Here is a 20,560-nt window from a genome sequence, read left to right on the forward strand (position 1 = left end):
TGAGCGTAGATCACTTCTGACCCGCTAGTCGATGGCCAGCCTGGCATGCCTTTCCACGTCGTAGCGGACGCCGTCGTAGACGAGCTTGCCGCGTTCGACGCCCTCAGCCCGGAATCCGGCCTTCTCCGCGACGCGGCAGGAGGCCGGATTGTTCATGCGATGTCCCAGCTCCAGCCGGTAGAGGCCGCGCTCGGCGAAGGCCCACTCGGCCAGCTTCCCGGCGCCCTCGGCGGCGACTCCCCTGCCCCTCGCCTCGGGAACCGTCCAGTAGGAGACCCAGCCGTTGTCGTGGGCGTCGATGCCGGTCACGGCCACGTTGCCCATGACCTCGCCGTCGAGGGTGACGGCGAAGGCGTGGCCGACGTCCCGCCACGCCTTGATCCAGCCCACGGCGTCCTGCTCGGTGAGGATCGGCAGGGACGCCTGGGTCCGCATGTCGGGCGCCTGGAAGGCTTTGACGATGACGAGCGCGTCCTCTTCTCGCCACTCGCGCAGTTCGACGGTCACAGCGCGAAGCGGGCCAGGTCGGCGTGGAACAGGTCGGTGTAGAAGGCGGCGTGGCGCGGGATGTGCCACTCGCCGTTGACGATCGACCAGACGCCCCACTCCATGAGCATGTAGTCGAGCGCGACCGGCCACAGCTCGCGCTCGACGGCGGTCAGCTCGACCCTGGCCAGGTAGGCGTCGCGGAACGCCGCCCACTCCTCCGCGGTGAACACCTTGGCGGGCTCGGTCTCCAGGTCGTTGTGGAACAGCAGGACGGCCAGGGCCAGGTCGAGCAGGCGCGGCACGTGCTCGCCGTTGTCCGGGTCGATCAGGACGGGGCCGTCCGGCGTGAAGACCAGGTTCACGGCCTTGAAGTCCATGCTCACGTCGGTGCGCGGCAGGTCCGCGTCGCGGATGACCGGCAGCGTGGTGGTCATGAAATTTCGCAGCATAGGTTCCAGGCGGCCTGCCGTACCGAGAACCTTGACCAGCCCGTCGATGTCCTCCTGGATGGACGCCTCGTCGTGGTCGGGCCACTTGAAGGGCTCGAGGTCCGCGCTGCTCTCCGCGTGCATGCGGCCCAGCAGGTCACCCGCCGCCGCCACGTCCCCCACCTCGTACGGCCGGCCGTCGATCCACGGGTAGGCCACCCAGTCGTTGTCGCCGATCCGCTCCGGCCCGCGCACCGGCGTCACCACCGGGAACCCGGAAGCCGCCAGCCGCCTCGTCCAGCGGCCCATCCCCTCCGCGCCGTGGGTGCGCTTGACCACCACGCCGTCCCCGCGGAAGACGGGCGCGTACGGGTAGATCGAGTCCTGAGCCTGGATGCCGAATCTCTCGAATACCTCTTGCACCCATTGATCCTATTTGCCCTTGAGCCAGATCAATGTCCGGGGACGGCGCAGGGCCATCACGGTGGACCGGACGACCAGCTCCTTGATCCAGGCCCCCGCCCGCCCGGTCACGGCCAGCGGGAGCGGCGAGTCGTCCGCCCTGACGAGCTGGATCACGCCGTCGCGGCGGCCCAGGCTGACGCACTGCAGGGCGTAGCGGAAGCGGAACCTGCCGTCCTTGCCGTTGATGACGTCGGCCGCGTGCGCGCCGAGCGGCATGCCCACCGCGCACGACATGCGCAGCCCGGACGCCGCGTCGCCCACCACGGACACCTCCGGGTGCGAGCGGGCCCGCAGCCTGTCGTCCACCAGCACCCGGCCCCGCTCGTCGACCGGCAGGCCCTCGTCACCGGCCAGCGGCGCTGCCCTGAACGACGCGGCCCAGACGATCACGTCCGCCTCGATCGCACCGCCTCCGGTCAGCAGCCGCCCTTCCTCCACCTTTACTATTTCCGCCCTGCTGACCTCCACCCCGAGACGGGCCATCGCCCTGCCGATGTGCCCGCGCGCCCTCGGCGACAGCCCGGCGCCCGGCTCGCCGTCGGACACCAGCGTCACCCGCCAGGCCGGGTACGCCTCGGCGAGCTCGGCGGCCATCTCGATGCCGGTCAGGCCGCCGCCCACGACGGCCAGGGTCCCGCTCTGGCCGTGCAGGCGGGCGCGCAGCTTCCCGGCCGTCTCCGCGGTGTAGGCGTGGTCGCGGACGCCGGGGGTGCTGACGTCGGTGTGGCTGCCCAGGGCGTACACCAGCCGGTCGTAGGGCAGCTCGTGCCCCTCTGCCGTGCGTACCAGCCGGTTGTCCAGGTCGATCCCGGTCACCAGGGCGGTGACCGTGGTGATGCCGGTGCCCCTGGTCAGCTCGGCCAGCCGCACGCTGACGCTGGGCCGTCCTGCGGCCAGCTCGTGCAGCCTGACCCGCTCGGTGAAGTGGTCGTCCGCGCTGACCAGGGTGATGTCGTTGGTCCTGTCGAGTCTGAGCGCCGCCGTCAGCCCTGCGTACCCGGCGCCGATAACCACGATGTTCATGCAGGGAAGACCGTACGGCGGCGCGGAATGTCTGAGTGAGCTACCTCACATGCCGCAGCTTGTCCGGGTTGCGGACAATGTCGAGCTCGGTGATGACCCCGTCGGCCACGGTGAACGCGATCACCGTGTCGGGCTCGCCCCGGTCGTGAACCACCACGCCGGGAGCGCCGTTGACGTCGCAGAACCGCACGGTCATGCCGTCCTGCAACGCCTTCACCATGCTGAGGACGAGCTTGGCCACCAGGTCGCGGCCGGAGAGCGCCCAGCGCGCCGCGGTGACCTTGCCGCCGCCGTCCGAGCGCCAGACGACGTCGGGATCAAGCACGGCCACCAGGGCCGTCAGGTCGCCCATGACCGCCGCCGTGGAGAACGCCTCGACCGCCCGGTGATGGGCCTCGCGGTCGTTGCTCCTGCGCGGCGCGTAGTCGTGCACCCGCTTGCGCGCCCTGGCCGCGAGCTGCCTGACCGCGCCGGCGCTGCGCCCGACGATGCCCGCGATCTCGTCGTACGGCATGGCGAAGACGTCGTGCAGCACGAACGAGGTGCGCTCGGCCGGGCTGAGCCGTTCCATGACGGCCAGCATCGCCATGCCGATCGACTCGTCCAGCTCCGCCCGCGCCTCAGGCCCCGCGTCGTCGAGCACCGGCTCGGGCAGCCACTCGCCGACGTAGGCCTCCCTGCCCGGCCTGGCCAGGTCGTAGGCGACGCGGCTGACGATCGTGGTCAGGTAGGCGCGTACGTCCTTGACGTGCGCCTCGTCGGCCTTGTTCCAGCGCAGCCAGGTCTCCTGCACGGCGTCGTCGGCGTCGGTGACCGTACCGAGGATGCGGTAGGCCACGCCCCACAGGTGGCGTCGGTGCTCCTCGAAGGCGCTCACGCCTGTCTCAGACCCGCCTGCTTCTCGTACTCCTCGACCATCGGGCCCGGTGCGGTCAGGCACCAGGCCTCGGTGACGAGCTCGAACAGCTCGTCCTCCTCGATGCCGTCGAGATAGACCACCACCCAGCCGAACCGGCCTGCGGTGAACTGCACCTCGAAGACGTCAGGCCGCTCGGCGACCAGGGCGAGCTGCTCCTCGATGGTGGCCTTGAGCCCGACCGTGCGGGTCTTCTCCCACAGGTAGCCGAAGCCCTTGCCGCGCACCTTCAGCGACACCCACTCGCCACCGAAGCCCTGCTTCACCTCCGGGAGGCGTTCGAGCAGGCTCAGGAACTCATCGACGGTCACACCCATGCGTCCAGGTTTACCAAACCTCTCCGACAAACAGTCTTGTCCAGCTGTCCGCCAGCCACCTCTCGAAGCGCTCGGCGCTCCAGCCCCGCTCGGTGACCAGCAGGACGTAGAAGTCGGGCGCGGCGGTGCTCCACACCACGTCGGCCAGCTCTTCGACGGTGACGCCCGCCCTCAGCTCGCCGGTGGCCGCCACGTCCTGGGCGAACAGCAGCATGTTGGCGGCCCGCCGTTCGGAGATCTCGCGCCAGAGCGCATCCAGCTCGGCGTCCTGGCCCGCGGCGTCGCGCAACACGACGAAGAGGGGGGCGAACCGTTCGAGGATCGTGCGTATGGCCGACGCGTAGATCGCCAGCTTCTCCCTCGCGCTGCCCGCCTGCCTGATCCTGACGACGTAGTCGCGCCGCTCGGCCTCGACGACGTCGTCCGTGCCGGAGATCGCGGTCTCGATGAGCAGCCTGAACAGCACCGGCTTCTTGCCGACCGCCGCGTAGACGGTGTCGACGGCGACGCCCGCGCGCCTGGCGATCTCGGGCACGGTCGTGGCCGCGTATCCGCGCTCGGCGAAGACCTCGCGCGCGGCCTGGAGAACGGTGGCCCTGGTGCGTCGCGCCTGCTCCTCGCGCAACGGGGACTTGTACGAGCGACCCATGCGTCCTAGCCTAGCAGTATTCATCCGATCGGCCTTCGGAGCAATTCATGAGCGTCGTTGTCAGAACCGCGGCAGAGGGAGCGGCGACCTGGGCGATGGGGTCGCTGTTCGAGCACCTGGTGTCCGGGGAGGAGTCGGGCGGCGCGCTCGGCGTCTCCGTCGTCACCCAGCCGCCGGGGCTCGCCGCGCCCCTGCACGTCCACACGCACGAGGCCGAGGCGTTCTACCTCCTCGAAGGCACGATGTCCTACCGGGCGGCCGAGGAGACCTACGCGTTGAGTGCGGGGTCGTTCATCTACCTGCCTGCCGGGATCCCCCACTCCTTCCAGATCACCGGGGACGTGCCGGTGAAGTTCCTCGGCCTGTGCGTGCCCGGCGGGCTGATGAAGCTGTACGACGAGGTCGGCATCCCGGCCACCGAGCACCGCCTGCCCGGCACGGACGGGCAGTCGATGGAGGTGGAGATCCCGCGCTGGAACGAGGTGGCGCCGCGCTACGGGCTCAAGGTCCTGTGAGTTGAGCGGCTGCTCAAACCGCCCTATGCTCGCCTTTTGAGCGATCGCCCGAAGGAGAGCCCTGTGGCAGACACGCGCACCAAGCTGCTCGACGCCGCACTGGAGACGTTGCGCACGCAGGGGATCGCGGGTGTGTCGGCCAGGACGATCGCCACCGCGGCCGGGGTGAACCAGGCGCTGGTGTTCTACCACTTCGGCAGCGTGGACGAGCTGCTCGCCGCTGCCTGTCTTTACGGGTCGGAGCAGCGGGTGGCGCTCTACCGGGAACGGTTCGCAGCGGTCACCTCGCTGCGTGAGCTGCTCGACCTGGGGCGGGCCTTGCACGCCGAGGAGCGTGCCGAGGGCAACGTGGCGGCGCTGGCGCAGCTTCTGGCGGGGAGCCAGGCGGACGCGAAGCTCGCTCCGGCGACGGCGGCGGGGTTGACGTTGTGGACGGCTGAGCTGGAGGGGGTCCTCAACCGGGTGCTGTCGGCTGGGCCGTTGGGGGAGTTCGTGGACGTGCCGGGACTGGCCAAGGCGACGTCTGCGGCGTTCGTGGGGTTGGAGTTGTACGAGGGGGTGGATCCTGAGGGGGCGGCGCGGGCATTCGACGCGCTGGAGCAGTTGGGGGCGTTGGTGGGCGTGCTGGAGGACATGGGCCCGCTGGCCACCCGCGCCGTCCGCAGCCACCTACGCAAAGCCCTCTAATGACCCCATAATGACGACATGCCCGCCCCTGTTTCCAACGCGCGTTGGATGCTGTACGCCCAGGCCTTCTTTATGGCGCTCATCGCCGTGGCCTACCTGGTATTCGCACAGGCCGCTTTCGGGGCGTGCGCCCTGGTCATCGCGGCGTCCTACGTGTGGCTGGCATCTCGGCTCGCGCGCGCGGACAGGCGCACCCTGATCCTCACCGTCATCGTCCAGAGCGTGGTGTGGGTGGGCTACACCGCCCTCGTCATCCGGAAAAACGTCATCGGTCCTGACCACGATCTCACTGACTTCCTCACCCCCTTGATCTGGTTCCCCCCGATCGTCATCGGTCTTCTTCTCTACGCGCAGGCCTGGTTCAAGCCCCATGTGGAATGAGCCGCGGCCCCCCGCCGCGCCGAAGCGCGTCTGGCGGGACTGGGCGCTCGTCGGCGTCCTCACCGCCCTGGCCGTCCTCGAAGCGCTCGTCCGGCAAGACCTCCCCTGGCGCGCCATCTCCACAGGCGTCACCCTCGCCCTGATCCCCACCCTCCTGTGGCGCAGGACCCACCCCCTCCTCATGCTCGCCATCGCCTTCGCCACCACCACCCTCGCCCCCCTGCTGACCAACGGCGAGCGCGCGGAAACGTACACCCTGGCGTACCTCCTGGTCCTGGTCTACGCCCTCTTCCGCTGGGGCTCAGGACGTGAGGCGATCGCCGGGCTGGCGGTCATGCTCACCTCCGTCCTCCTCTCCTTCACCTTCGACCGCCTGGCCCCCGCCGACGTGGGCGGCGCGCTCGGCGTCACGTTCGCCGCCCTCGCGCTCGGCACCGCCTTCCGCTACCGAGCCGGCGCGCGAGCCCGCGAGCTCGACCAGGTCAAGCTGCGGGAACGCGAACAGCTCGCCCGCGACCTGCACGACACCGTCGCCCACCACGTCTCCGCCATGGCCATCCGCGCCCAGGCCGGCATCGCCACCGCCGCATCCCGCCCGGAGGCCGCCACGGAAGCGCTGCACGTGATCGAGTCGGAGGCGGCGCGGGCGCTGTCCGAGATGAACGCCATGGTCCGCGTCCTGCGCCAACCGGCGGAACTCGCGCCAGGCCGGACGATCGCCGACCTCAAGGAGCTCGCCGCCGGGTCGGGCACACCGGTCGACGTACGGGTCTCCGGCGCGGTCGACGACCTGCCCCCGCTGGTCGGGGCCGCGATCTACCGCCTGGCCCAGGAGTCGGTCACCAACGCCAGGCGCCACGCCAGGCAGGCCACCCGTATCGAGGTCGACGTCACCGCCGACGCCACGTCCGTGCACCTGCGGGTGAGCGACGACGGCGACCCGCGGCAGGCGGCGTCGCCGGGGTACGGGCTCCTCGGCATGAGGGAGCGGGCCGGCCTGCTCGGCGGCACCTGCGAGGCAGGCCCCAACCCGAACAGGGGTTGGACGGTCACCGCCACCCTGCCCCTCACCGGGACCGCGCGGTGAGCATCACGGTGGTCGTCGCCGACGACCAGGAGATCGTCCGCACCGGGCTCACGATGATCCTCGACGCGCAGCCGGACATCGAGGTCGTCGGCGCGGCGGGCGACGGGCACCGCGCCGTCGAGCTGGCCAGGCGGCTCCGCCCCGACGTGTGCCTGTTCGACATCCGCATGCCCGGCCTGGACGGCATCGCCGCCACCCGCGCCCTCGCGGGGCCGGACGTCGAGGACCCGCTCGCGGTCGTCGTCATCACCACGTTCGACCTCGACGAGTACGTCTACGCCGCCCTGCGCGCGGGGGCGCGCGGATTCCTGCTCAAGAACGCCGGCGCCGCCCTGCTCTCCCAGGCGATCCACGCGGCGGCCGGCGGCGACGCACTCATCGCGCCCAGCGTCACCGCGCGGCTGCTCGACACCTTCTCCCGCACCGGCCCCGCGTCACCGCCCGTGCAACCCATCGAGCCGCTCACGGACCGGGAGGAGCAGATCCTGGTCACCGTGGCCCGCGGCCGGACGAACAACGAGATCGCCGACGAGTTGCGCATCTCGCTCAGCACCGTCAAGACGCACATCGCCAGCCTCATGGCCAAGCTAGGCGCGCGCAACCGCGTCGAGATCGTCATGTGGGCGTACGAGACGCGCCGTGTTTAGCCTGATGATCCACTCGGCCACGACCAGGTTGATCACCCAGCCCGCCGCCATCATCAGGGCCTTGGACAGCTCGTCGAGCTCGCCCATGATCAGGAGCAGCGGCAGCTGGGTCACCGCCTGCGTCCCCGCGCCCAGCCCGATGGCGTAGGCGCGGATCATCCAGGCGCGGTGCGCGGCGAAGTCGCGCCGCCGGATCGCGACCAGCCCGAGGACGATCGAAGCGGCCATCGCCGTACCGAAGACGAGCCTGAAACCACCGAGCAGCGGGCCGTCGACCGCGGGCAGGGTCGAGAACAACGTCATCCACATGCCCGTGAGCGCCGCGAGCAGCCCTGCCGGGATCAGCACCCGCCCGGCCACGCGATGCCAGCGCCCCTTCCTGCGGCGGAACTGGAAGGCACCCAGGAGGCTGTAGAGCGTGACGCTGACGATGTGGACCATCACCGGCACGGGTGCGGCGAGGTGCCGAGCGCCGTCGGCGACGAGCGCGGGACCGCCGGCCAGCTCGGTCATGCGCAGGGCTCCTGCGACGATGGGAATGGCGCTGAGCGCGATCAGCGCGGCGGGTGCGAGCGAGTGTCTGGTCATGGCCCGATGGTGTGCTCAGCGCGGGTGCCGCCACATCAGGCGATCGACGGCCAACCGGGCGTACTTTCGGCTGATGAGCTCCGGGAGCTGGGCTTTTACGTTGACGCCATGAAGGCATTCCTCCTCCCCTCGTACGGCCGCCTCGAACTGGCCGACGTCCCCCAACCCACTCCGGCCGCCGGCGAGGTCCTGGTCCGGGTGCGCGCCACCTCGGTCCAGCCGTACGACTGGCACTTCCTGCGCGGCGAGCCGCGGGTCGCCCGCCTGATGGGCGGCGGCCTCGGGCTGCGCAGGCCCGGCATCGACATCCTGGGCGCCGACGTGGCCGGCGTGGTCGAGGCGGTCGGCGCGGACGTGACCGGCTTCGCGGAGGGCGATGAGGTGTACGCGATGCCCAAGCGGGGCGGTTTCGCCTCGCACGTGTGCGTCGCCGCCTCCGAGGTGGTGCGCAAGCCGCGGAACCTGACCTTCGAGCAGGCGGCAGCCGTACCCATGGCCGCAGGAACGGCCCTGCTGGCGCTGGACGGCACGCGCCCGGGACACCGCGTCCTGGTCACCGGCGCGTCCGGCGGGGTGGGCACGTTCGCCGTGCAGCTCGCCAAGACCCTCGGCGCGACGGTCACCGCCGTGTGCGGCACCCGCAACGTTGCCATGGTCGGCTCGCTGGGCGCCGACGAGGTGATCGACTACTCCGCCGAGGACTTCACCCGGCTGGGACGGCGCTTCGACCTCCTGGTGGACATCGCGGGCAACCGGCCGCTGTCCGCCTGCCGCCGCGTGCTGGTCCGCGACGGCGCCTTCACCATCGTCGGCGGGCCGTCCGGGCGGTGGCTGCGGCCGGTGGGGCGCATGGTCGCCGCGCTCGCGACGGCGCCACTGGTGCCGCAGCGCGTGACGATGGCGGACATCGTCCGATGCACGACGAACCGGCAGAACCTGACGACGCTGGCGTCGTTCATCGAGGACGGCAAGGTCACCCCGGTCATCGACCGGACGTATCCGTTCGACGAGATCCCGGCCGCCCTCGCCTATCAGGAAACCGGTCACCCTTCCGGCAAAGTGGTCATTTCAGTGAACGGTAGCTGAATTATCAGTGCGCACCCCGCCACCCCTTTCCCGATATCTCACATAATCCAAGGAGAAATGCCGATATATAAGGAATCAGATGAAGCGATGGATCGGCGTCGGGCTGGCGCTGCTCCTCGGTGCCGCGGTGGTGGTAGCCGTCGTGGTGGGGAACCGGGGCGGGACGGGGACCGAGCTCGCCCTGGTCCGCGGGGTCATCGGGTCGGAGAAGAAGCCCTTCTTCGACGACCCGCGGGTGCAGGCGGTCTTCGCCAGGCACGGCCTGCGCGTCGAGGTCGACACCGCGGGATCGCGCCAGATCGCGACCGCGGTTGACCTGAAGAAGTACGGCTTCGCCTTCCCGTCGAGCGCACCGGCGGCCGAGAAGATCAAGCGCGATCAGGGGGCTTCCCGGACATTCGCCCCGTTTTCCTCGCCGATGGCGATTGCCACTTTCACCCCGATCGTCGATGTCCTCACCAAAGCGGGAGTGGTCCGCGGCCAGATCCTCGATATCAAGAAATATCTGGACCTGGTGGCAAAGGGGACCCGCTGGGACAAGCTTCCCGGAAACACCGCCTACCCCGCGCGCAAGCGCGTGCTGCTCACCACCACCGACCTCCGTACCTCGAACTCCGCCGCCATGTATCTCGCCATAGCCGGATATGTCGCCAACAGCGATGACGTGGTGAGCACGAGCGACCAGGTCGCCAAGGTGGCGGCGGACGTCGCGCCGCTCTTCCTCGACCAGGGCTACTCCGAGACCTCCACCGAGGCGCCATTCGAGGACTACCTGTCCCTCGGCATGGGCAAGACGCCCATGGTCGTGATCTACGAGGCGCAGTACGCCTCCCGGCTCTTCGCCGCCGACGGCGCGATCCGGTCCGACATGCGGCTGCTCTACCCCTCGCCGACGGTCCTCAGCAAGCACACGCTCGTGCCGTTCAGCGCCCAGGGCACCGAGGTCGGCCGCCTGCTGCAGGAGGACCCTGAGCTCGGCCGCCTCGCCGCCACGTACGGCTTCCGCACCGCCGCCCCCAAGGCGTTCGACGACATGGTGGCGAAGACCAAGGCACCGCTGCCGCCCAGCTTGGTCGACGTGATCGAGCCGCCCGCCTACGAGCGGCTCGAAGGCATGATCACCGAGATCGACAAGCTGTACCGATCAGGCGCCATAGGAGGCACCTCGTGAGCGACCTCGTCCTCAGCCCGCCGGAACCCGTGGCCAAGGTGCCCGTGGAGAAGGCGGCGACCATGCTGCCGATCCCTGAGGGGCGCGGCGACGAGCTGGCCGAGAAGGCCGAGGGCTTCGCCGCCGAGCTCGGCGGGCTCGACCCCCAATCCCCCGAGTTCGCCCGCAAGGTGCAGGACATCACCTCGATGGGCGACTCGGAGATCCGGGCGTCGTCCCAGGTGGCCAACCGCATGCTGCGCCGTCCCGTGACCGCGCTCGCGTCGGCCAGGGGCGAGGGCAAGGACGCTCAGGCGGCGGTGGCCGGGCAGTTGGTGGCGCTCCGCCGTACGATCGTCGACCTCGACCCCAAGCAGGCGACCGGCCCGGCCAAGAAGTTGCTGGGCATGATCCCCTTCGGCGACAAGCTGCGCGACTACTTCGCGAAATACCGGTCGGCCCAGCAGCACATCGACGACATCATCCGCGCGCTGAAGTCCGGGCAGGACGAGCTGCTCAAGGACAACGCGGCCATCGAGGGTGAGAAGACCAACCTCTGGGAGTCGATGGCCAAGCTGCAGGAGTACGCCCTGCTCGCCGCCGCGCTCGACATCGCGGTCGAAGAGCAGATCGCTCGGGCCGAGCCGGACAAGGCGACCGCGCTGCGCTCCGACGCGCTCTTCGGGATCCGGCAGAAGCACCAGGACCTGCTGACGCAGCTCGCCGTCTCCGCTCAGGGCTACCTCGCCCTCGACCTGATCCGCAAGAACAACCAGGAGCTGATCAAGGGCGTCGACCGGGCGACCACGACGACGATCGCCGCCCTGCGCACCGCGGTGACCGTCGCGCAGGCGCTGGCCAACCAGAAGCTGGTGCTCGACCAGATCACCGCGCTCAACACGACCACGTCCGACCTGATCGTGGCGACCAGCGAGATGCTGCGGACCCAGGCCGCCGACATCCAGACGCAGGCGGCCTCCACCACGGTCGGCATGGACGCGCTACGCAAGGCGTTCGACAACATCTACGCGACCATGGACACGATCGACACGTTCAAGGCCCAGGCGGTGGAGAACATGGCGGTCACGGTCAACAACCTGACCGTCGAGCTCGACCACGCCCGCACCTACCTGGAGCGGTCCCAGCGATGAGAATCCTCGCCGTGATCATGCTGCTCCTCGCCTCTGTGGCCTGCGGCGCTCCGACCGAGTCTCTCCGCATCCTCGCCGGAAGCGAGATCAAGGACCTCGAACCGCTGCTCGAACGCTCCGGCGTGCCGTTCACCCTGTCGTACTCCGGAACCATCGACGGCGCCGAGCAGATGGGGAACGGCGACTACGACGCCACCTGGTTCTCCTCCAACCGCTACATCTCGCTCGTCGACGGCGCGACGGCGAAGCTCTCCACCCAGACCAAGACCATGGCCTCGCCGGTGCTGCTCGGTCTCAAGCAGTCGAAGGCCCGCGAGCTCGGCTGGGACGCCAAGCCGGTGACCTGGGCCGACATCGCGGCCGCCGCCCAGGCCCACCGGTTCACCTTCGGCATGACCAGCCCGGCCGCCTCCAACTCCGGCTTCTCCGCGCTCGTCGGCGTGACCGCCGCGCTCTCGGACGCCGATGAGGCCCTGGACAAGGCGCAGATCGATGCGGTGACGCCGAAGCTGAAGGAGTTCTTCTCCGCGCAGACGCTCACCGCCGGTTCCTCCGGCTGGCTCGCCGACGCCTACATCAAGCAGGGCGCGGTGGACGGGCTGGTGAACTACGAGTCGGTGCTGCTCGCGCTCAACGCGTCCGGCAAGCTCAAGGAGCCACTGACGCTGATCTACCCGACCGACGGGGTCGTGACCGCCGACTACCCCCTCACGCTGCTCACTTCCGCTGACGAGGCCAAGAAGGCGTTGTACGGCAAGCTGGCCGCGTGGCTGCGCAGGCCGGAGATCCAACGCGAGATCATGGCCACCACCTTCAGGCGCCCCATCGTCCCCGAGGTACGCCCCGACCAGCGCTTCGGCACAGCGTCGTTGGTGGAGCTCCCCTTCCCCAACCGCCGCAGCGCGGCCGACGAGCTCATCGGCGTCTACCTCAACCAGGTGCGCAAGCCATCCAGAACCCTCTTCGTCCTGGACACCTCAGGATCGATGGAGGGCGACCGCCTGGACGCCCTCAAAACCGCCCTGACCGCACTGACCGGTGCGGACAAGTTCTCACGCTTCCGCAACCGCGAGACCGTCACGATGATCCCCTTCAGCTCAGCCCCGCAGCAGCCACGGACGTTCGCCCTACCCGAACAGAACGCCGACCCCGTGCTCGAACAGATCCGCTCGTACGGCGAGGCGCTGGAGGCCAGGGGTGAGACCGCGATCTTCGACAGCCTGCGGGCGGCCTACGACCAGGCGTCGCCGTCCGAGGGCTTCACCTCGATCGTGCTGATGACGGACGGCGAGAACACCAACGGCAGCTCCTACGAAGACTTCGCCGCGTATTACAAGATGCGCCCGTCGAAGTTCCCCACGTTCGTCATCCTCTTCGGCGACAGCGACGTGGCGGAGATGAACCAGGTCGCACAGCTGACGGGTGGCGCGACCTTCGACGCCCGCACAGGTTCCTTGACCGCGGCCTTCAAGGAGATCCGTGGCTACCAGTAGCCGGATCCTCGCGTATGCCGGATCCACCAAGAACATCACCGGCTGCGCCCTGGCACTGGCCGGCGTGGCGCTGACCTTCTTCGGCATAGCCGGCCCGTACTGGCCCGTGGTGGTAGCAGGCTTGTACGGCGTAGGCGCCCTGCTGGCACCCCCGGAGCGCGTGAGACTAACAATCTCCCACGCCGAGATAGAAACCAGACAGCTGTACGCCGACCTGGACACATTGCTAACCAAGGTCACCGAGGCCCAGTTCCCCGTTGACGTGTCGAGCAAGGTCACCGGACTGGCCGAGGTACTACGCGACATCCTCCGCCGAGCCGAAGCCCTGACCTCCTCCCCCGACCACTTGCACATCGTGTCCCAAACGATCAGGGACTACTTGCCGGCAAGCCTGGAGGCGTACGCGAACCTGCCCCGCTCATACGCCCTCACCCGACGGAGCGAACGCGAACGCAGCGCCCACGACGAGTTGCTGGCCCAGCTCGATTTGCTGACCACCGAACTCCACAAGGTGGCCGAGGCCGTATACCAGGGCGACGCCCAGACGTTGAGAGACCAAGGCAGATTCCTCAAGGACCGCTTCGGCCCTTCCTCCCTGGACCTCTGACAGCCTTGGGCCCAATCACCACCCACTCTCCGCCTGCCCATCCAACCCGCCCCCGGTCCTCCTGCGGCAAGCGACCTCTGGCAGTTCCCGTCCGTCGTGAAGGTCGGCCCCCAAGCTCCCAGCTGCCTGAGATGACCACAACTCAACGCCAGTCGTCGGTGTCCCGATGGCGCTCCAGCCCCACAGTTTCGAACAGATCGTGCGACCCCCCATCGGAGCGCACACCCAGTCTCCCCAGGACCGCATTGACCGGCCATGCCCCCGCAGGCCCGACAAGCTCCTCATCCATGGACGGAGCGATCACAACCTCGCCCGACTCCCACAGAGCAGCGGCCTGACTACCTTCGCCGCCGAACATCTCCACCTCGACATAGGCGACAGCACCACCTTGCGACCAGCTTCTGAAGAGACCCTCCCCCGGAAACTTCCAGAAGATGTCCCCCGAAGGCGAAGTGCCATCGCTGAGGGTGTCGAAAAGCTCGTCCGTCAGCGGAATCATGCCGATACCGTGCCTGAGAACCACAACCCTCGCCGCGCCGAAAGGCTCCGCCAGACGGCGCAGCAAAGCAACATCCCCAAGAACCGCCTCAAGCCGATAGCCCACAGGCCCCGACCCTAGTCACCCGCAGGCCCGATGCCCACCGGGCAAGAAACGCCGGTGCCTACGAGCGTGTATCTATGTGACCCATGCGAAGGCAGCGATTTACTGCCGCATCAGCCAGGACTGCGAGGCACCGGACTGGGCGTCGCCCGCCAGGAAGCCAACTGCCGCACGCTGGTCAAGCGCCGAGGATGGCAGGTCGTAGGTGTCTACCCCGATAACGACGTCAGCGCGTACTCCGGCAACCCGCGTCTGGCCTGGCACCGACTGCTGGACGACATCGAAGCGCGCATCATCGACACGATCGCGTGCTGGCATGTGGACGGACTCACACGCTCCCCCGCGAGCTGGAAGACGTCATGGATTTGGCCACCGGCGCGGTGTCGAACTCGCCACAGTCACCAGAGAGATCGACCTCGCCACCCCGACCAGCCGTCTCATCGCCCGCATGCTCGGAGCAACAACCCGCCACAAGCCCTGCGAGCTCTCTGGGAGAGGATCGCATGTGCCATCAATTGGCAAGCATGACCGACGCTTCATCGACATGCCTTAGAAGCAGCTGCCAGCTCCCAAGCTTGGCAACTTCCCCGTCGCAATCCAGCCGGTCGAGAAGCTGTCGCCTATGCTGCGTGAAGCGCTTTGAGAAGCCTTCACGGCGCCTACCCTTCACATCCGCCGCTTTAAGCAAGCACTCACGAAGATAGGACTTCGGATCCGCTAGCATCTCTGCCTCGCGGGTTTTCGGCAAGCAGAGATCCATGCGCCCACGAGGATTTCCAGCGACCTGCCTGATTGCCTGCGCATCGAGAAGGAGCCACGATTCCGTCATCCTTACAGGGATCACTGGAATCAATGGATTCGAATACCCAATGGCTTGAATAGCCGCCTGAATCTCTCGACGCCTTTCCTCAGCACCTATATTATCTGCATCTCTATGAACAACGACTACATCGGGCTGAGCGTCCCCCATCAATCTGATTCCTGCTTCAACCCGCGATCTTACATCCTTTCGGACCTTACCCAGACGATCAAAGTCTGGAGTACTCAGGCGCAGCGCTACCCCCCTTTTCGCGAGCAGCGTCTCCACAATGGAAGCCAATGGCGCATCCGAGCTGCCCTCGGCAATAAATATGCCCGAAAAGACCTTTTCTGTCATATTGCCAGGTCCAGTGGTAGCTGAATGTGTCGTCCGGGTGGGGGAGTAAGAAATTCAATGAGATCGACTTCCGAGAAAGTTGGCGTATTAGCCGTAGCCCGCCAAGACCCTCTGAAGGGGAGCAGCGACAGGGACGAAACTACCGAACCGTCGCTTACCTTTTTATGGACAACTTCAGCAAGCAATAGATCTTCAGGTTCACATAGCTGCACAACCCCTGGAGAATGGGTATTCACGATCACTTGACGAAACGGATTCTCGATACCCGGGCCCTCAGAGGGGTCCACTGCCAGATCACGCACCAGCTCAACAATTGCAGGAAGGTTAGCCGGATGAATCCCATTCTCAGGCTCCTCCATGCATATAAGCCCAGAAACCGTCGGATCCTCCAGGAGCACACAAAGTGCTAGGAAACGCAGGGTACCCTCAGACAACGCCCGAGCCGGAAGACGCAACCCCCCCTGCTCACGGAGGAAGAGGGTGAACACCTCGCGCACTGGATCTGGTTCCACAGAGACTCCCTCGACCCCGAGCCCTGCCAGATCAGACAGCCTGCTGGATACTCTTGCATAAACAGCTTCCGGGTCCCCTTCGATACCATCCCGGTCGCTTTCTGTGGCGATCCGGAAAAGTGTCGAAGCGAGATGAAGACCGTTGGCCGACATTGTCCTTGCGGCAGAAAAGTCATCGGGCGCCCTTAGAGCCGATGGTTCAAGCGCCAGTCGCCTCCAGCTCTGCATTTCTCGTCGAGCCGCTAGAATCGTCGGATAGTCATTTGTGGTTACAGTACTAAGCACCGTACGACCAGCTCTGGCAGCGGCACGCGGTTGGGGTTTACCGAAGCTCCCTCCATCTCCGTGAACGTTAATAACCGTTCCATTTTCTCGTTCTTCCGTAGAGAGAAACGCACCGCCGCGTCGCTGCCCAGCGACAACGGAACTTCGGAAGTGCTTAGCACTATGCGGGAACTTCAGATGCTTGGGCGCATCTCCGCGGGTGATATGGCGGAGCTCCTCGCGAGTCAAAACAAGTCGACCGATACTACTTTCACCACTCGGAGGGGCGTAGCGAATACTGACTTCATATCTAAGGAACGTTGTTGTTGCCTTAGCAACGGCTCCGAGATCGTCCTCGACGAGATCTGGCACAATCATTTCCGCTGCAAGATGCATTTCGCGGGGATGCTCGCGATATCCATCCCAGAACAGATCTCGTGGATCTCCCCCTCGGACGCCAGAGGCACCTCTAACCTTCTGCGCCGCCTCCATCAAGGGCTCGCTCGCCATAGTTGCAAGAAACTCAATAGCGTCAAATACGTTCGATTTGCCGATGCCATTGGCGCCAGCGATGCACGTGAAGGGGCCAAAATCTATGTTTACGTTCAATAGATTCTTGAAGCCTTGCACTTCCAGCCGCGTGAGCATAGCGCCAGACTACCGGCCCCTAGCCAAGATGCGAAGCATAGCGTAGGGCTCGTCGGGCGCACCGTCTCCGCCACAGGCATATCTACCTGGTACTGAGCTCGTACCATGACGTCTCACTCAGGCCCGCTAGCCCAACGATGACCGGTATGCGACACCCGACGAGGGCTGGCCTATACCTCGCCAGACGTAAGACCGATCGAACAAGCCACGCCGGTGCCGCCCAGTGTGCATTGCCAGGTGACCCTGTCCCTCACACTCCGACGATCTTTACGGCCTTCCCGCAGAGCTTGCCCATGTCATCTACATCGGAAGTGAGAATGAGGACGGGTTTCACAGCAAGGAGCGCCGTGACGGCCACAACAGCGTCGATGGCGTACTTGTGCCCATGGAGCCGACTGACGTGCAGCAATGCGATCGCCCGTGAACAGATCTCCTCGCTCACCGGCTCGATCCTCAGCCGCGACAGGTACCACCGGAGGCGGTCGCTTTTCACGCGCACGTCTTGAGCCTCGATCGGCGTCATAGCGCTGACCACAACGCGGAAGTCGTTGTCCTGCGCCCCCCGCACGATCGCGGTCACCCGCTGATCCGCCTCACACCATTTAACGAGCCCCTCGCAGTCCAGAACGACGGTGCCCGCACTCAGCCTGCTTCGGGCGCGGGCCACCCATCCTCCTCCAAGAGTTCGGGGGTGGACTTCAGGCTACGAAACAGCTCGGCGGCTTCGTCACGCAACTCCTGCGGAATCGGCTCGGAGGCAGCCTCGTTCGCCTCCAGAGCCTCCTCCAGCAGATCGCGCTCGATCTGACGTTCCACTGCCGCGTCCACGTACGCGGAGAATCCGCGCGCGCCAACCCGCTCCCTGACCGCGCGGATGTTCCCAGAGCGCAGAGAAACGCTCACCTTGACCGCCGGGCCGCCCCCTGGCCCGAAATCCCGCTCAGGCATACTCATGCGACCAGTTTACTACTTGAAGTAGCAATTGACCCAGAGGATGGATTCAGTCGTCCGAGGTCGTCAGACCCGTCGGGCAGGACCACTCGGACGGGTCACCCAGCTTGACGTTGGTACCGCCGATTCCGCAGTAGCCGCCGGGGTTCTTGTACAAATACTGCTGGTGGTAGTCCTCCGCGAAGTAGAACGGCCCGGCCTCGGCGAGCTCGGTGGTGATCTCGTCGTAGCCCGAGGACTTCAGCACCGCCTGATACGCGTCCCGAGACGCCAGCGCCGACTTCTCCTGCTCCGCCGAGTGCCAGTAAATCGCCGACCGGTACTGGGTGCCGACGTCGTTCCCCTGCCGCATCCCCTGCGTAGGATCGTGCGCCTCCCAGAACACGCGCAGCAACTCCTTGTACGACACCAACGAAGGGTCGTACACCACGCGCACCGCCTCGGTGTGCCCGGTCATCCCGCTGCACACCTCCTCGTACGTCGGGTTCGGCGTGTAGCCCCCCTGGTACCCGACGGCGGTCGTCACGACCCCCGGCGTCTGCCAGAACTTCCGCTCAGCCCCCCAGAAACACCCGAGGCCGAAGTCCGCCACCTGAGTCCCCGAGGGGTACGGCGGAGCCAGCGGCGCGTCGAGCACCGCGTGCCGGGCGGGTACGGGCACAGCAGCGGGACGACCGGGCAACGCCTCGTCGCGAGACACCATCGAGGTCTTGTTCCTTCCGAACAGCCAACCCATGGCTTACACCTCCACAACAGCCGAACAATCCAGGGTAGGCCGATGTTCCACAAAAAAGACTTAAGCACAGCTGAAGTGTCCAGATAGCAACACGCATTTGTCCTAATCCCTGTAAGGCATGAAAATAGGGGACATGCCTGACCAACGCCGCGGAGTGCTCTTCGGAGTGGCCGCCTACGCCATGTGGGGGCTCTTCCCCCTCTACTGGCCACTCCTCAAGCCCTCCGGCCCCATCGAGATCCTGGCCCACCGCATGGCCTGGTCGCTCGTCGCCGTCGTGGTGATCCTCGCGGTACGCAGGCACTGGTCATGGTTCCGCCAGCTCACGAGGAGGCAGTTCGCCCTCCTCGCCCTCGCCGCGGTGGTCATCACCGTCAACTGGGGCACCTACATCTACGCGGTCAACACCAACCACGTGGTCGAGAGCGCGCTCGGATACTTCATCAACCCGCTCATCAGCGTGCTCTTCGGCACGGTCCTGCTGAAGGAACGGCTGCGCCCGATGCAGTGGGCAGCGGTCGGCTTCGGCGCGCTCGCCGTCGTCGTGCTCACCATCGACTACGGCAGGCCGCCGTGGATCGCGCTCACCCTGGGCTTCAGCTTCGGCCTCTACGGCCTCATCAAGAAGCAGGCCAACGTGGGAGCCGCCGAGAGCATGACCGTCGAGACGCTCATCCTCCTGGCCCCCGCGCTGGCCTACCTCATCTACCTGGAGAACGCGGGCACGGCGACGTTCGGCCACACGAGCCCCGGCCACGCGCTGTTGCTGGCCGGAGCCGGGGTGATCACCGCGATCCCGCTGCTGTGCTTCACGGCCGCGGCGATCAGGGTGCCGCTGAGCACGATCGGCCTGCTGCAGTACATCGCGCCGGTCCTGCAGTTCCTCTGCGGTGTGCTGATCGCCCACGAGACCATGCCGCCCAGCCGCTGGATCGGCTTCTCCATCGTCTGGCTGGCCCTCGCCGTCTTCACCTACGACAGCATCCGTACGGCACGCAGGAACCAGATCAGGCTCCGCGAAAGTCAGCCAGAGCGCGCGACCACGTAATCACAAAGCGCCAAGAACGCCTCCTTTGCCGAAATATCCGGCAAGAGGGAGAGGTCGCGACGGGCCCGGTCCACCCAGCGGTGCAACTCGGCCCGCGCCCGCTCCATCGCCGCGTCCGCACGCAGCAGCGTGAGGGCCTCGTCGAGATCGGCGGGAGCCACCGGCCCCGACACCAGGTCCTTGAGCCGCGAGGAGCCAGGCGTTTCGAGCACGTAGAGAACCGGCAGCGTACGGATGCCTTCGAGCAGGTCGGTGCCCGGCGTCTTGCCAGACTCCACCGACGAGGACGCCACGTCCAGCAGGTCGTCGCCGAGCTGCCACGCCACGCCGATCGCCTCGCACGCCCTGCTGATCCGCTCCTCCACGTCGGAAGGAGCACCGGCCAGCACCGCGCCGAACCGCCCTGAGGCCGCGATCAGCGACCCCGTCTTGTCGGCCAGCACGTCGATGTAGTGCGCGACCGGGTCGTCGCCCGCGCGCGGGCCGATCGTCTCGCGGATCTGTCCCTGCACGAGGCGGGAGAACGTCTGCGCCTGGATCCGGATCAGTGCCGGCCCGAGGTCGGCCAGGATCTCCGACGCCTGGGCGAACAGGTAGTCGCCGGTGAGGATCGCCACGGTGTTGTCCCACCGGGCGTTCGCCGAGGGCGAGCCCCGCCGTACGGGGGCCTCGTCCATGACGTCGTCGTGGTAGAGCGACCCCAGGTGGGTCAGCTCGATCACCACGGCGCCCGGCACCACGCCGGGCGCTGAAGCGTCGCCGAACTGCGCGGCGAGCAGCACCATCAGGGTGCGGAAGCGCTTGCCGCCCGCCTCGATGAGGTGCTTGGACGCCTCCGTGACGAAGGCGTCCTCGGTCTCGACGGACGAGCGGAGCAGCTTCTCGACAGCGGCCAGGCCACTGGCCACGTCCTGCGCCAACCGCTCGTCGCCGATGGGCAGGTCAACAACCGGTGGCGCAGCCAT

At 67.2% G+C, this 20,560-nt stretch carries 26 protein-coding genes; 12 read left to right on the forward strand and 14 right to left on the reverse strand.

The features are described from left to right. Positions 1-24: 24 nt before the first annotated feature. From ACIBG8_RS27370 to ACIBG8_RS27395, 6 genes are read right to left on the reverse strand one after another with little or no spacing between them, the layout of a single operon-like run. The gene (locus ACIBG8_RS27370) at positions 25-507 is read right to left on the reverse strand and encodes a GNAT family N-acetyltransferase (RefSeq protein ID WP_397345798.1); all 483 of its coding nucleotides are present in this window, start codon (positions 505-507) and stop codon (positions 25-27) included. Continuing rightward, entirely contained in the window at positions 504-1,340 is an 837-nt protein-coding gene (locus tag ACIBG8_RS27375) for a hypothetical protein (protein ID WP_397345799.1), read from the reverse strand. Before ACIBG8_RS27375 ends, ACIBG8_RS27370 begins: the two co-directional genes overlap by 4 nt. Positions 1,341-1,349: 9 nt before the next feature. Beyond that, positions 1,350-2,405 carry an NAD(P)/FAD-dependent oxidoreductase gene (locus ACIBG8_RS27380; RefSeq protein ID WP_397345800.1) on the reverse strand — a complete coding sequence of 352 codons (1,056 nt, stop codon included), beginning with the start codon at positions 2,403-2,405 and terminating at the stop codon, positions 1,350-1,352. 40 nt (positions 2,406-2,445) lie between these two features. After that, positions 2,446-3,282, reverse strand: a complete 837-nt coding sequence (sigJ, locus tag ACIBG8_RS27385) for an RNA polymerase sigma factor SigJ (protein WP_397345801.1) — start codon at positions 3,280-3,282, stop codon at positions 2,446-2,448. After that, positions 3,279-3,638 carry an MmcQ/YjbR family DNA-binding protein gene (locus ACIBG8_RS27390; RefSeq protein ID WP_397345802.1) on the reverse strand — a complete coding sequence of 120 codons (360 nt, stop codon included), beginning with the start codon at positions 3,636-3,638 and terminating at the stop codon, positions 3,279-3,281. The genes sigJ and ACIBG8_RS27390 overlap by 4 nt, the downstream gene beginning before the upstream one ends. 10 nt (positions 3,639-3,648) lie before the next feature. Further along, positions 3,649-4,287: a TetR/AcrR family transcriptional regulator gene (locus ACIBG8_RS27395; RefSeq protein ID WP_397345803.1), complete on the reverse strand. Its 639-nt coding sequence runs from the start codon at positions 4,285-4,287 to the stop codon at positions 3,649-3,651. A 47-nt stretch (positions 4,288-4,334) separates the two neighbouring features. Between ACIBG8_RS27395 and ACIBG8_RS27400 the strand changes: the two genes are divergently transcribed. The 5 genes from ACIBG8_RS27400 (at position 4,335) to ACIBG8_RS27420 (ending at position 7,604) form a co-directional block, all read left to right on the forward strand. Next, on the forward strand, positions 4,335-4,802 hold the full coding sequence (locus ACIBG8_RS27400; protein ID WP_397345804.1) for a cupin domain-containing protein: 468 nt from the start codon (positions 4,335-4,337) through the stop codon (positions 4,800-4,802). 63 nt (positions 4,803-4,865) lie between these two features. After that, on the forward strand, positions 4,866-5,489 hold the full coding sequence (locus tag ACIBG8_RS27405) for a TetR/AcrR family transcriptional regulator (protein ID WP_397345805.1): 624 nt from the start codon (positions 4,866-4,868) through the stop codon (positions 5,487-5,489). Between the two features lie 18 nt (positions 5,490-5,507). Next, on the forward strand, positions 5,508-5,870 hold the full coding sequence (locus ACIBG8_RS27410; protein WP_397345806.1) for a hypothetical protein: 363 nt from the start codon (positions 5,508-5,510) through the stop codon (positions 5,868-5,870). Further along, entirely contained in the window at positions 5,860-6,957 is a 1,098-nt protein-coding gene (locus tag ACIBG8_RS27415; RefSeq protein ID WP_397345807.1) for a histidine kinase, read from the forward strand. The genes ACIBG8_RS27410 and ACIBG8_RS27415 overlap by 11 nt, the downstream gene beginning before the upstream one ends. Next, positions 6,954-7,604 (forward strand): response regulator, encoded by a 651-nt coding sequence (locus ACIBG8_RS27420; protein ID WP_397345808.1) that lies wholly within the window; start codon positions 6,954-6,956, stop codon positions 7,602-7,604. The genes ACIBG8_RS27415 and ACIBG8_RS27420 overlap by 4 nt, the downstream gene beginning before the upstream one ends. Here the strand turns inward: ACIBG8_RS27420 and ACIBG8_RS27425 are convergent. Next, positions 7,545-8,192 carry a DUF2306 domain-containing protein gene (locus ACIBG8_RS27425; RefSeq protein WP_397345809.1) on the reverse strand — a complete coding sequence of 216 codons (648 nt, stop codon included), beginning with the start codon at positions 8,190-8,192 and terminating at the stop codon, positions 7,545-7,547. The two genes, ACIBG8_RS27420 and ACIBG8_RS27425, sit on opposite strands and share 60 nt — an antisense overlap. 108 nt (positions 8,193-8,300) lie before the next feature. Between ACIBG8_RS27425 and ACIBG8_RS27430 the strand changes: the two genes are divergently transcribed. From ACIBG8_RS27430 to ACIBG8_RS27450, 5 genes are all read left to right on the forward strand, one after another. Beyond that, entirely contained in the window at positions 8,301-9,278 is a 978-nt protein-coding gene (locus ACIBG8_RS27430; RefSeq protein ID WP_397345810.1) for an NAD(P)-dependent alcohol dehydrogenase, read from the forward strand. A 79-nt stretch (positions 9,279-9,357) separates the two neighbouring features. Next, positions 9,358-10,449, forward strand: a complete 1,092-nt coding sequence (locus ACIBG8_RS27435) for a hypothetical protein (RefSeq protein ID WP_397345811.1) — start codon at positions 9,358-9,360, stop codon at positions 10,447-10,449. After that, on the forward strand, positions 10,446-11,579 hold the full coding sequence (locus ACIBG8_RS27440; protein WP_397345812.1) for a toxic anion resistance protein: 1,134 nt from the start codon (positions 10,446-10,448) through the stop codon (positions 11,577-11,579). The genes ACIBG8_RS27435 and ACIBG8_RS27440 overlap by 4 nt, the downstream gene beginning before the upstream one ends. Beyond that, a complete protein-coding gene (locus tag ACIBG8_RS27445; protein WP_397345813.1) occupies positions 11,576-13,072 on the forward strand; it encodes an extracellular solute-binding protein in 1,497 nt (498 codons plus the stop codon). The genes ACIBG8_RS27440 and ACIBG8_RS27445 overlap by 4 nt, the downstream gene beginning before the upstream one ends. Next, a complete protein-coding gene (locus ACIBG8_RS27450) occupies positions 13,059-13,679 on the forward strand; it encodes a hypothetical protein (RefSeq protein WP_397345814.1) in 621 nt (206 codons plus the stop codon). The genes ACIBG8_RS27445 and ACIBG8_RS27450 overlap by 14 nt, the downstream gene beginning before the upstream one ends. Before the next feature lie 142 nt (positions 13,680-13,821). Here the strand turns inward: ACIBG8_RS27450 and ACIBG8_RS27455 are convergent, their stop codons facing one another. Then, positions 13,822-14,283 (reverse strand): hypothetical protein, encoded by a 462-nt coding sequence (locus tag ACIBG8_RS27455; protein WP_397345815.1) that lies wholly within the window; start codon positions 14,281-14,283, stop codon positions 13,822-13,824. Positions 14,284-14,313: 30 nt separating this feature from the next. On the opposite strand from ACIBG8_RS27455, the gene ACIBG8_RS27460 reads away from it, so the two are divergent. Next, positions 14,314-14,808 carry a recombinase family protein gene (locus tag ACIBG8_RS27460; RefSeq protein ID WP_397345816.1) on the forward strand — a complete coding sequence of 165 codons (495 nt, stop codon included), beginning with the start codon at positions 14,314-14,316 and terminating at the stop codon, positions 14,806-14,808. Here the strand turns inward: ACIBG8_RS27460 and ACIBG8_RS27465 are convergent. From ACIBG8_RS27465 to msrA, 5 genes are all read right to left on the reverse strand, one after another. Beyond that, positions 14,792-15,436, reverse strand: a complete 645-nt coding sequence (locus tag ACIBG8_RS27465; protein WP_397345817.1) for a hypothetical protein — start codon at positions 15,434-15,436, stop codon at positions 14,792-14,794. The two genes, ACIBG8_RS27460 and ACIBG8_RS27465, sit on opposite strands and share 17 nt — an antisense overlap. Further along, positions 15,433-16,860, reverse strand: coding sequence for an AAA family ATPase (locus ACIBG8_RS27470; protein ID WP_397345818.1), 1,428 nt, complete (start codon positions 16,858-16,860; stop codon positions 15,433-15,435). Before ACIBG8_RS27470 ends, ACIBG8_RS27465 begins: the two co-directional genes overlap by 4 nt. A 250-nt stretch (positions 16,861-17,110) precedes the next feature. Further along, complete coding sequence (locus tag ACIBG8_RS27475; RefSeq protein ID WP_397345819.1) at positions 17,111-17,440, reverse strand: DNA-binding protein; 330 nt, start codon at positions 17,438-17,440, stop codon at positions 17,111-17,113. A gap of 62 nt (positions 17,441-17,502) precedes the next feature. Beyond that, entirely contained in the window at positions 17,503-17,814 is a 312-nt protein-coding gene (locus tag ACIBG8_RS27480; protein WP_397345820.1) for a hypothetical protein, read from the reverse strand. A gap of 46 nt (positions 17,815-17,860) precedes the next feature. Continuing rightward, a complete protein-coding gene (gene msrA, locus ACIBG8_RS27485) occupies positions 17,861-18,547 on the reverse strand; it encodes a peptide-methionine (S)-S-oxide reductase MsrA (protein WP_397345821.1) in 687 nt (228 codons plus the stop codon). A 133-nt stretch (positions 18,548-18,680) separates the two neighbouring features. On the opposite strand from msrA, the gene rarD reads away from it, so the two are divergent. Beyond that, positions 18,681-19,595 (forward strand): EamA family transporter RarD, encoded by a 915-nt coding sequence (gene rarD, locus ACIBG8_RS27490; protein WP_397345822.1) that lies wholly within the window; start codon positions 18,681-18,683, stop codon positions 19,593-19,595. Here the strand turns inward: rarD and ACIBG8_RS27495 are convergent. After that, a complete protein-coding gene (locus ACIBG8_RS27495) occupies positions 19,571-20,560 on the reverse strand; it encodes a polyprenyl synthetase family protein (protein ID WP_397345823.1) in 990 nt (329 codons plus the stop codon). The genes rarD and ACIBG8_RS27495 overlap by 25 nt on opposite strands.

Source organism: Nonomuraea sp. NPDC050556, from assembly GCF_044457355.1.
In the GTDB taxonomy this organism is placed as follows: Bacteria; Actinomycetota; Actinomycetes; order Streptosporangiales; family Streptosporangiaceae; genus Nonomuraea.

Coding starts and splice junctions, on each gene's coding strand:
- ACIBG8_RS27380 (WP_397345800.1), bottom strand. CDS start 2,405: ATGAACATCGTGGTTATCGGCGCCGGGTACGCAGGGCTGACGGCGGCG.
- ACIBG8_RS27390 (WP_397345802.1), bottom strand. CDS start 3,638: ATGGGTGTGACCGTCGATGAGTTCCTGAGCCTGCTCGAACGCCTCCCG.
- ACIBG8_RS27395 (WP_397345803.1), bottom strand. CDS start 4,287: ATGGGTCGCTCGTACAAGTCCCCGTTGCGCGAGGAGCAGGCGCGACGC.
- ACIBG8_RS27400 (WP_397345804.1), top strand. CDS start 4,335: ATGAGCGTCGTTGTCAGAACCGCGGCAGAGGGAGCGGCGACCTGGGCG.
- ACIBG8_RS27410 (WP_397345806.1), top strand. CDS start 5,508: ATGCCCGCCCCTGTTTCCAACGCGCGTTGGATGCTGTACGCCCAGGCC.
- ACIBG8_RS27415 (WP_397345807.1), top strand. CDS start 5,860: ATGTGGAATGAGCCGCGGCCCCCCGCCGCGCCGAAGCGCGTCTGGCGG.
- ACIBG8_RS27425 (WP_397345809.1), bottom strand. CDS start 8,192: ATGACCAGACACTCGCTCGCACCCGCCGCGCTGATCGCGCTCAGCGCC.
- ACIBG8_RS27430 (WP_397345810.1), top strand. CDS start 8,301: ATGAAGGCATTCCTCCTCCCCTCGTACGGCCGCCTCGAACTGGCCGAC.
- ACIBG8_RS27435 (WP_397345811.1), top strand. CDS start 9,358: ATGAAGCGATGGATCGGCGTCGGGCTGGCGCTGCTCCTCGGTGCCGCG.
- ACIBG8_RS27445 (WP_397345813.1), top strand. CDS start 11,576: ATGAGAATCCTCGCCGTGATCATGCTGCTCCTCGCCTCTGTGGCCTGC.
- ACIBG8_RS27460 (WP_397345816.1), top strand. CDS start 14,314: ATGCCCACCGGGCAAGAAACGCCGGTGCCTACGAGCGTGTATCTATGT.
- ACIBG8_RS27465 (WP_397345817.1), bottom strand. CDS start 15,436: ATGACAGAAAAGGTCTTTTCGGGCATATTTATTGCCGAGGGCAGCTCG.
- ACIBG8_RS27470 (WP_397345818.1), bottom strand. CDS start 16,860: ATGCTCACGCGGCTGGAAGTGCAAGGCTTCAAGAATCTATTGAACGTA.
- ACIBG8_RS27480 (WP_397345820.1), bottom strand. CDS start 17,814: ATGAGTATGCCTGAGCGGGATTTCGGGCCAGGGGGCGGCCCGGCGGTC.
- msrA (WP_397345821.1), bottom strand. CDS start 18,547: ATGGGTTGGCTGTTCGGAAGGAACAAGACCTCGATGGTGTCTCGCGAC.
- rarD (WP_397345822.1), top strand. CDS start 18,681: ATGCCTGACCAACGCCGCGGAGTGCTCTTCGGAGTGGCCGCCTACGCC.
- ACIBG8_RS27495 (WP_397345823.1), bottom strand. CDS start 20,560: ATGGCTGCGCCACCGGTTGTTGACCTGCCCATCGGCGACGAGCGGTTG.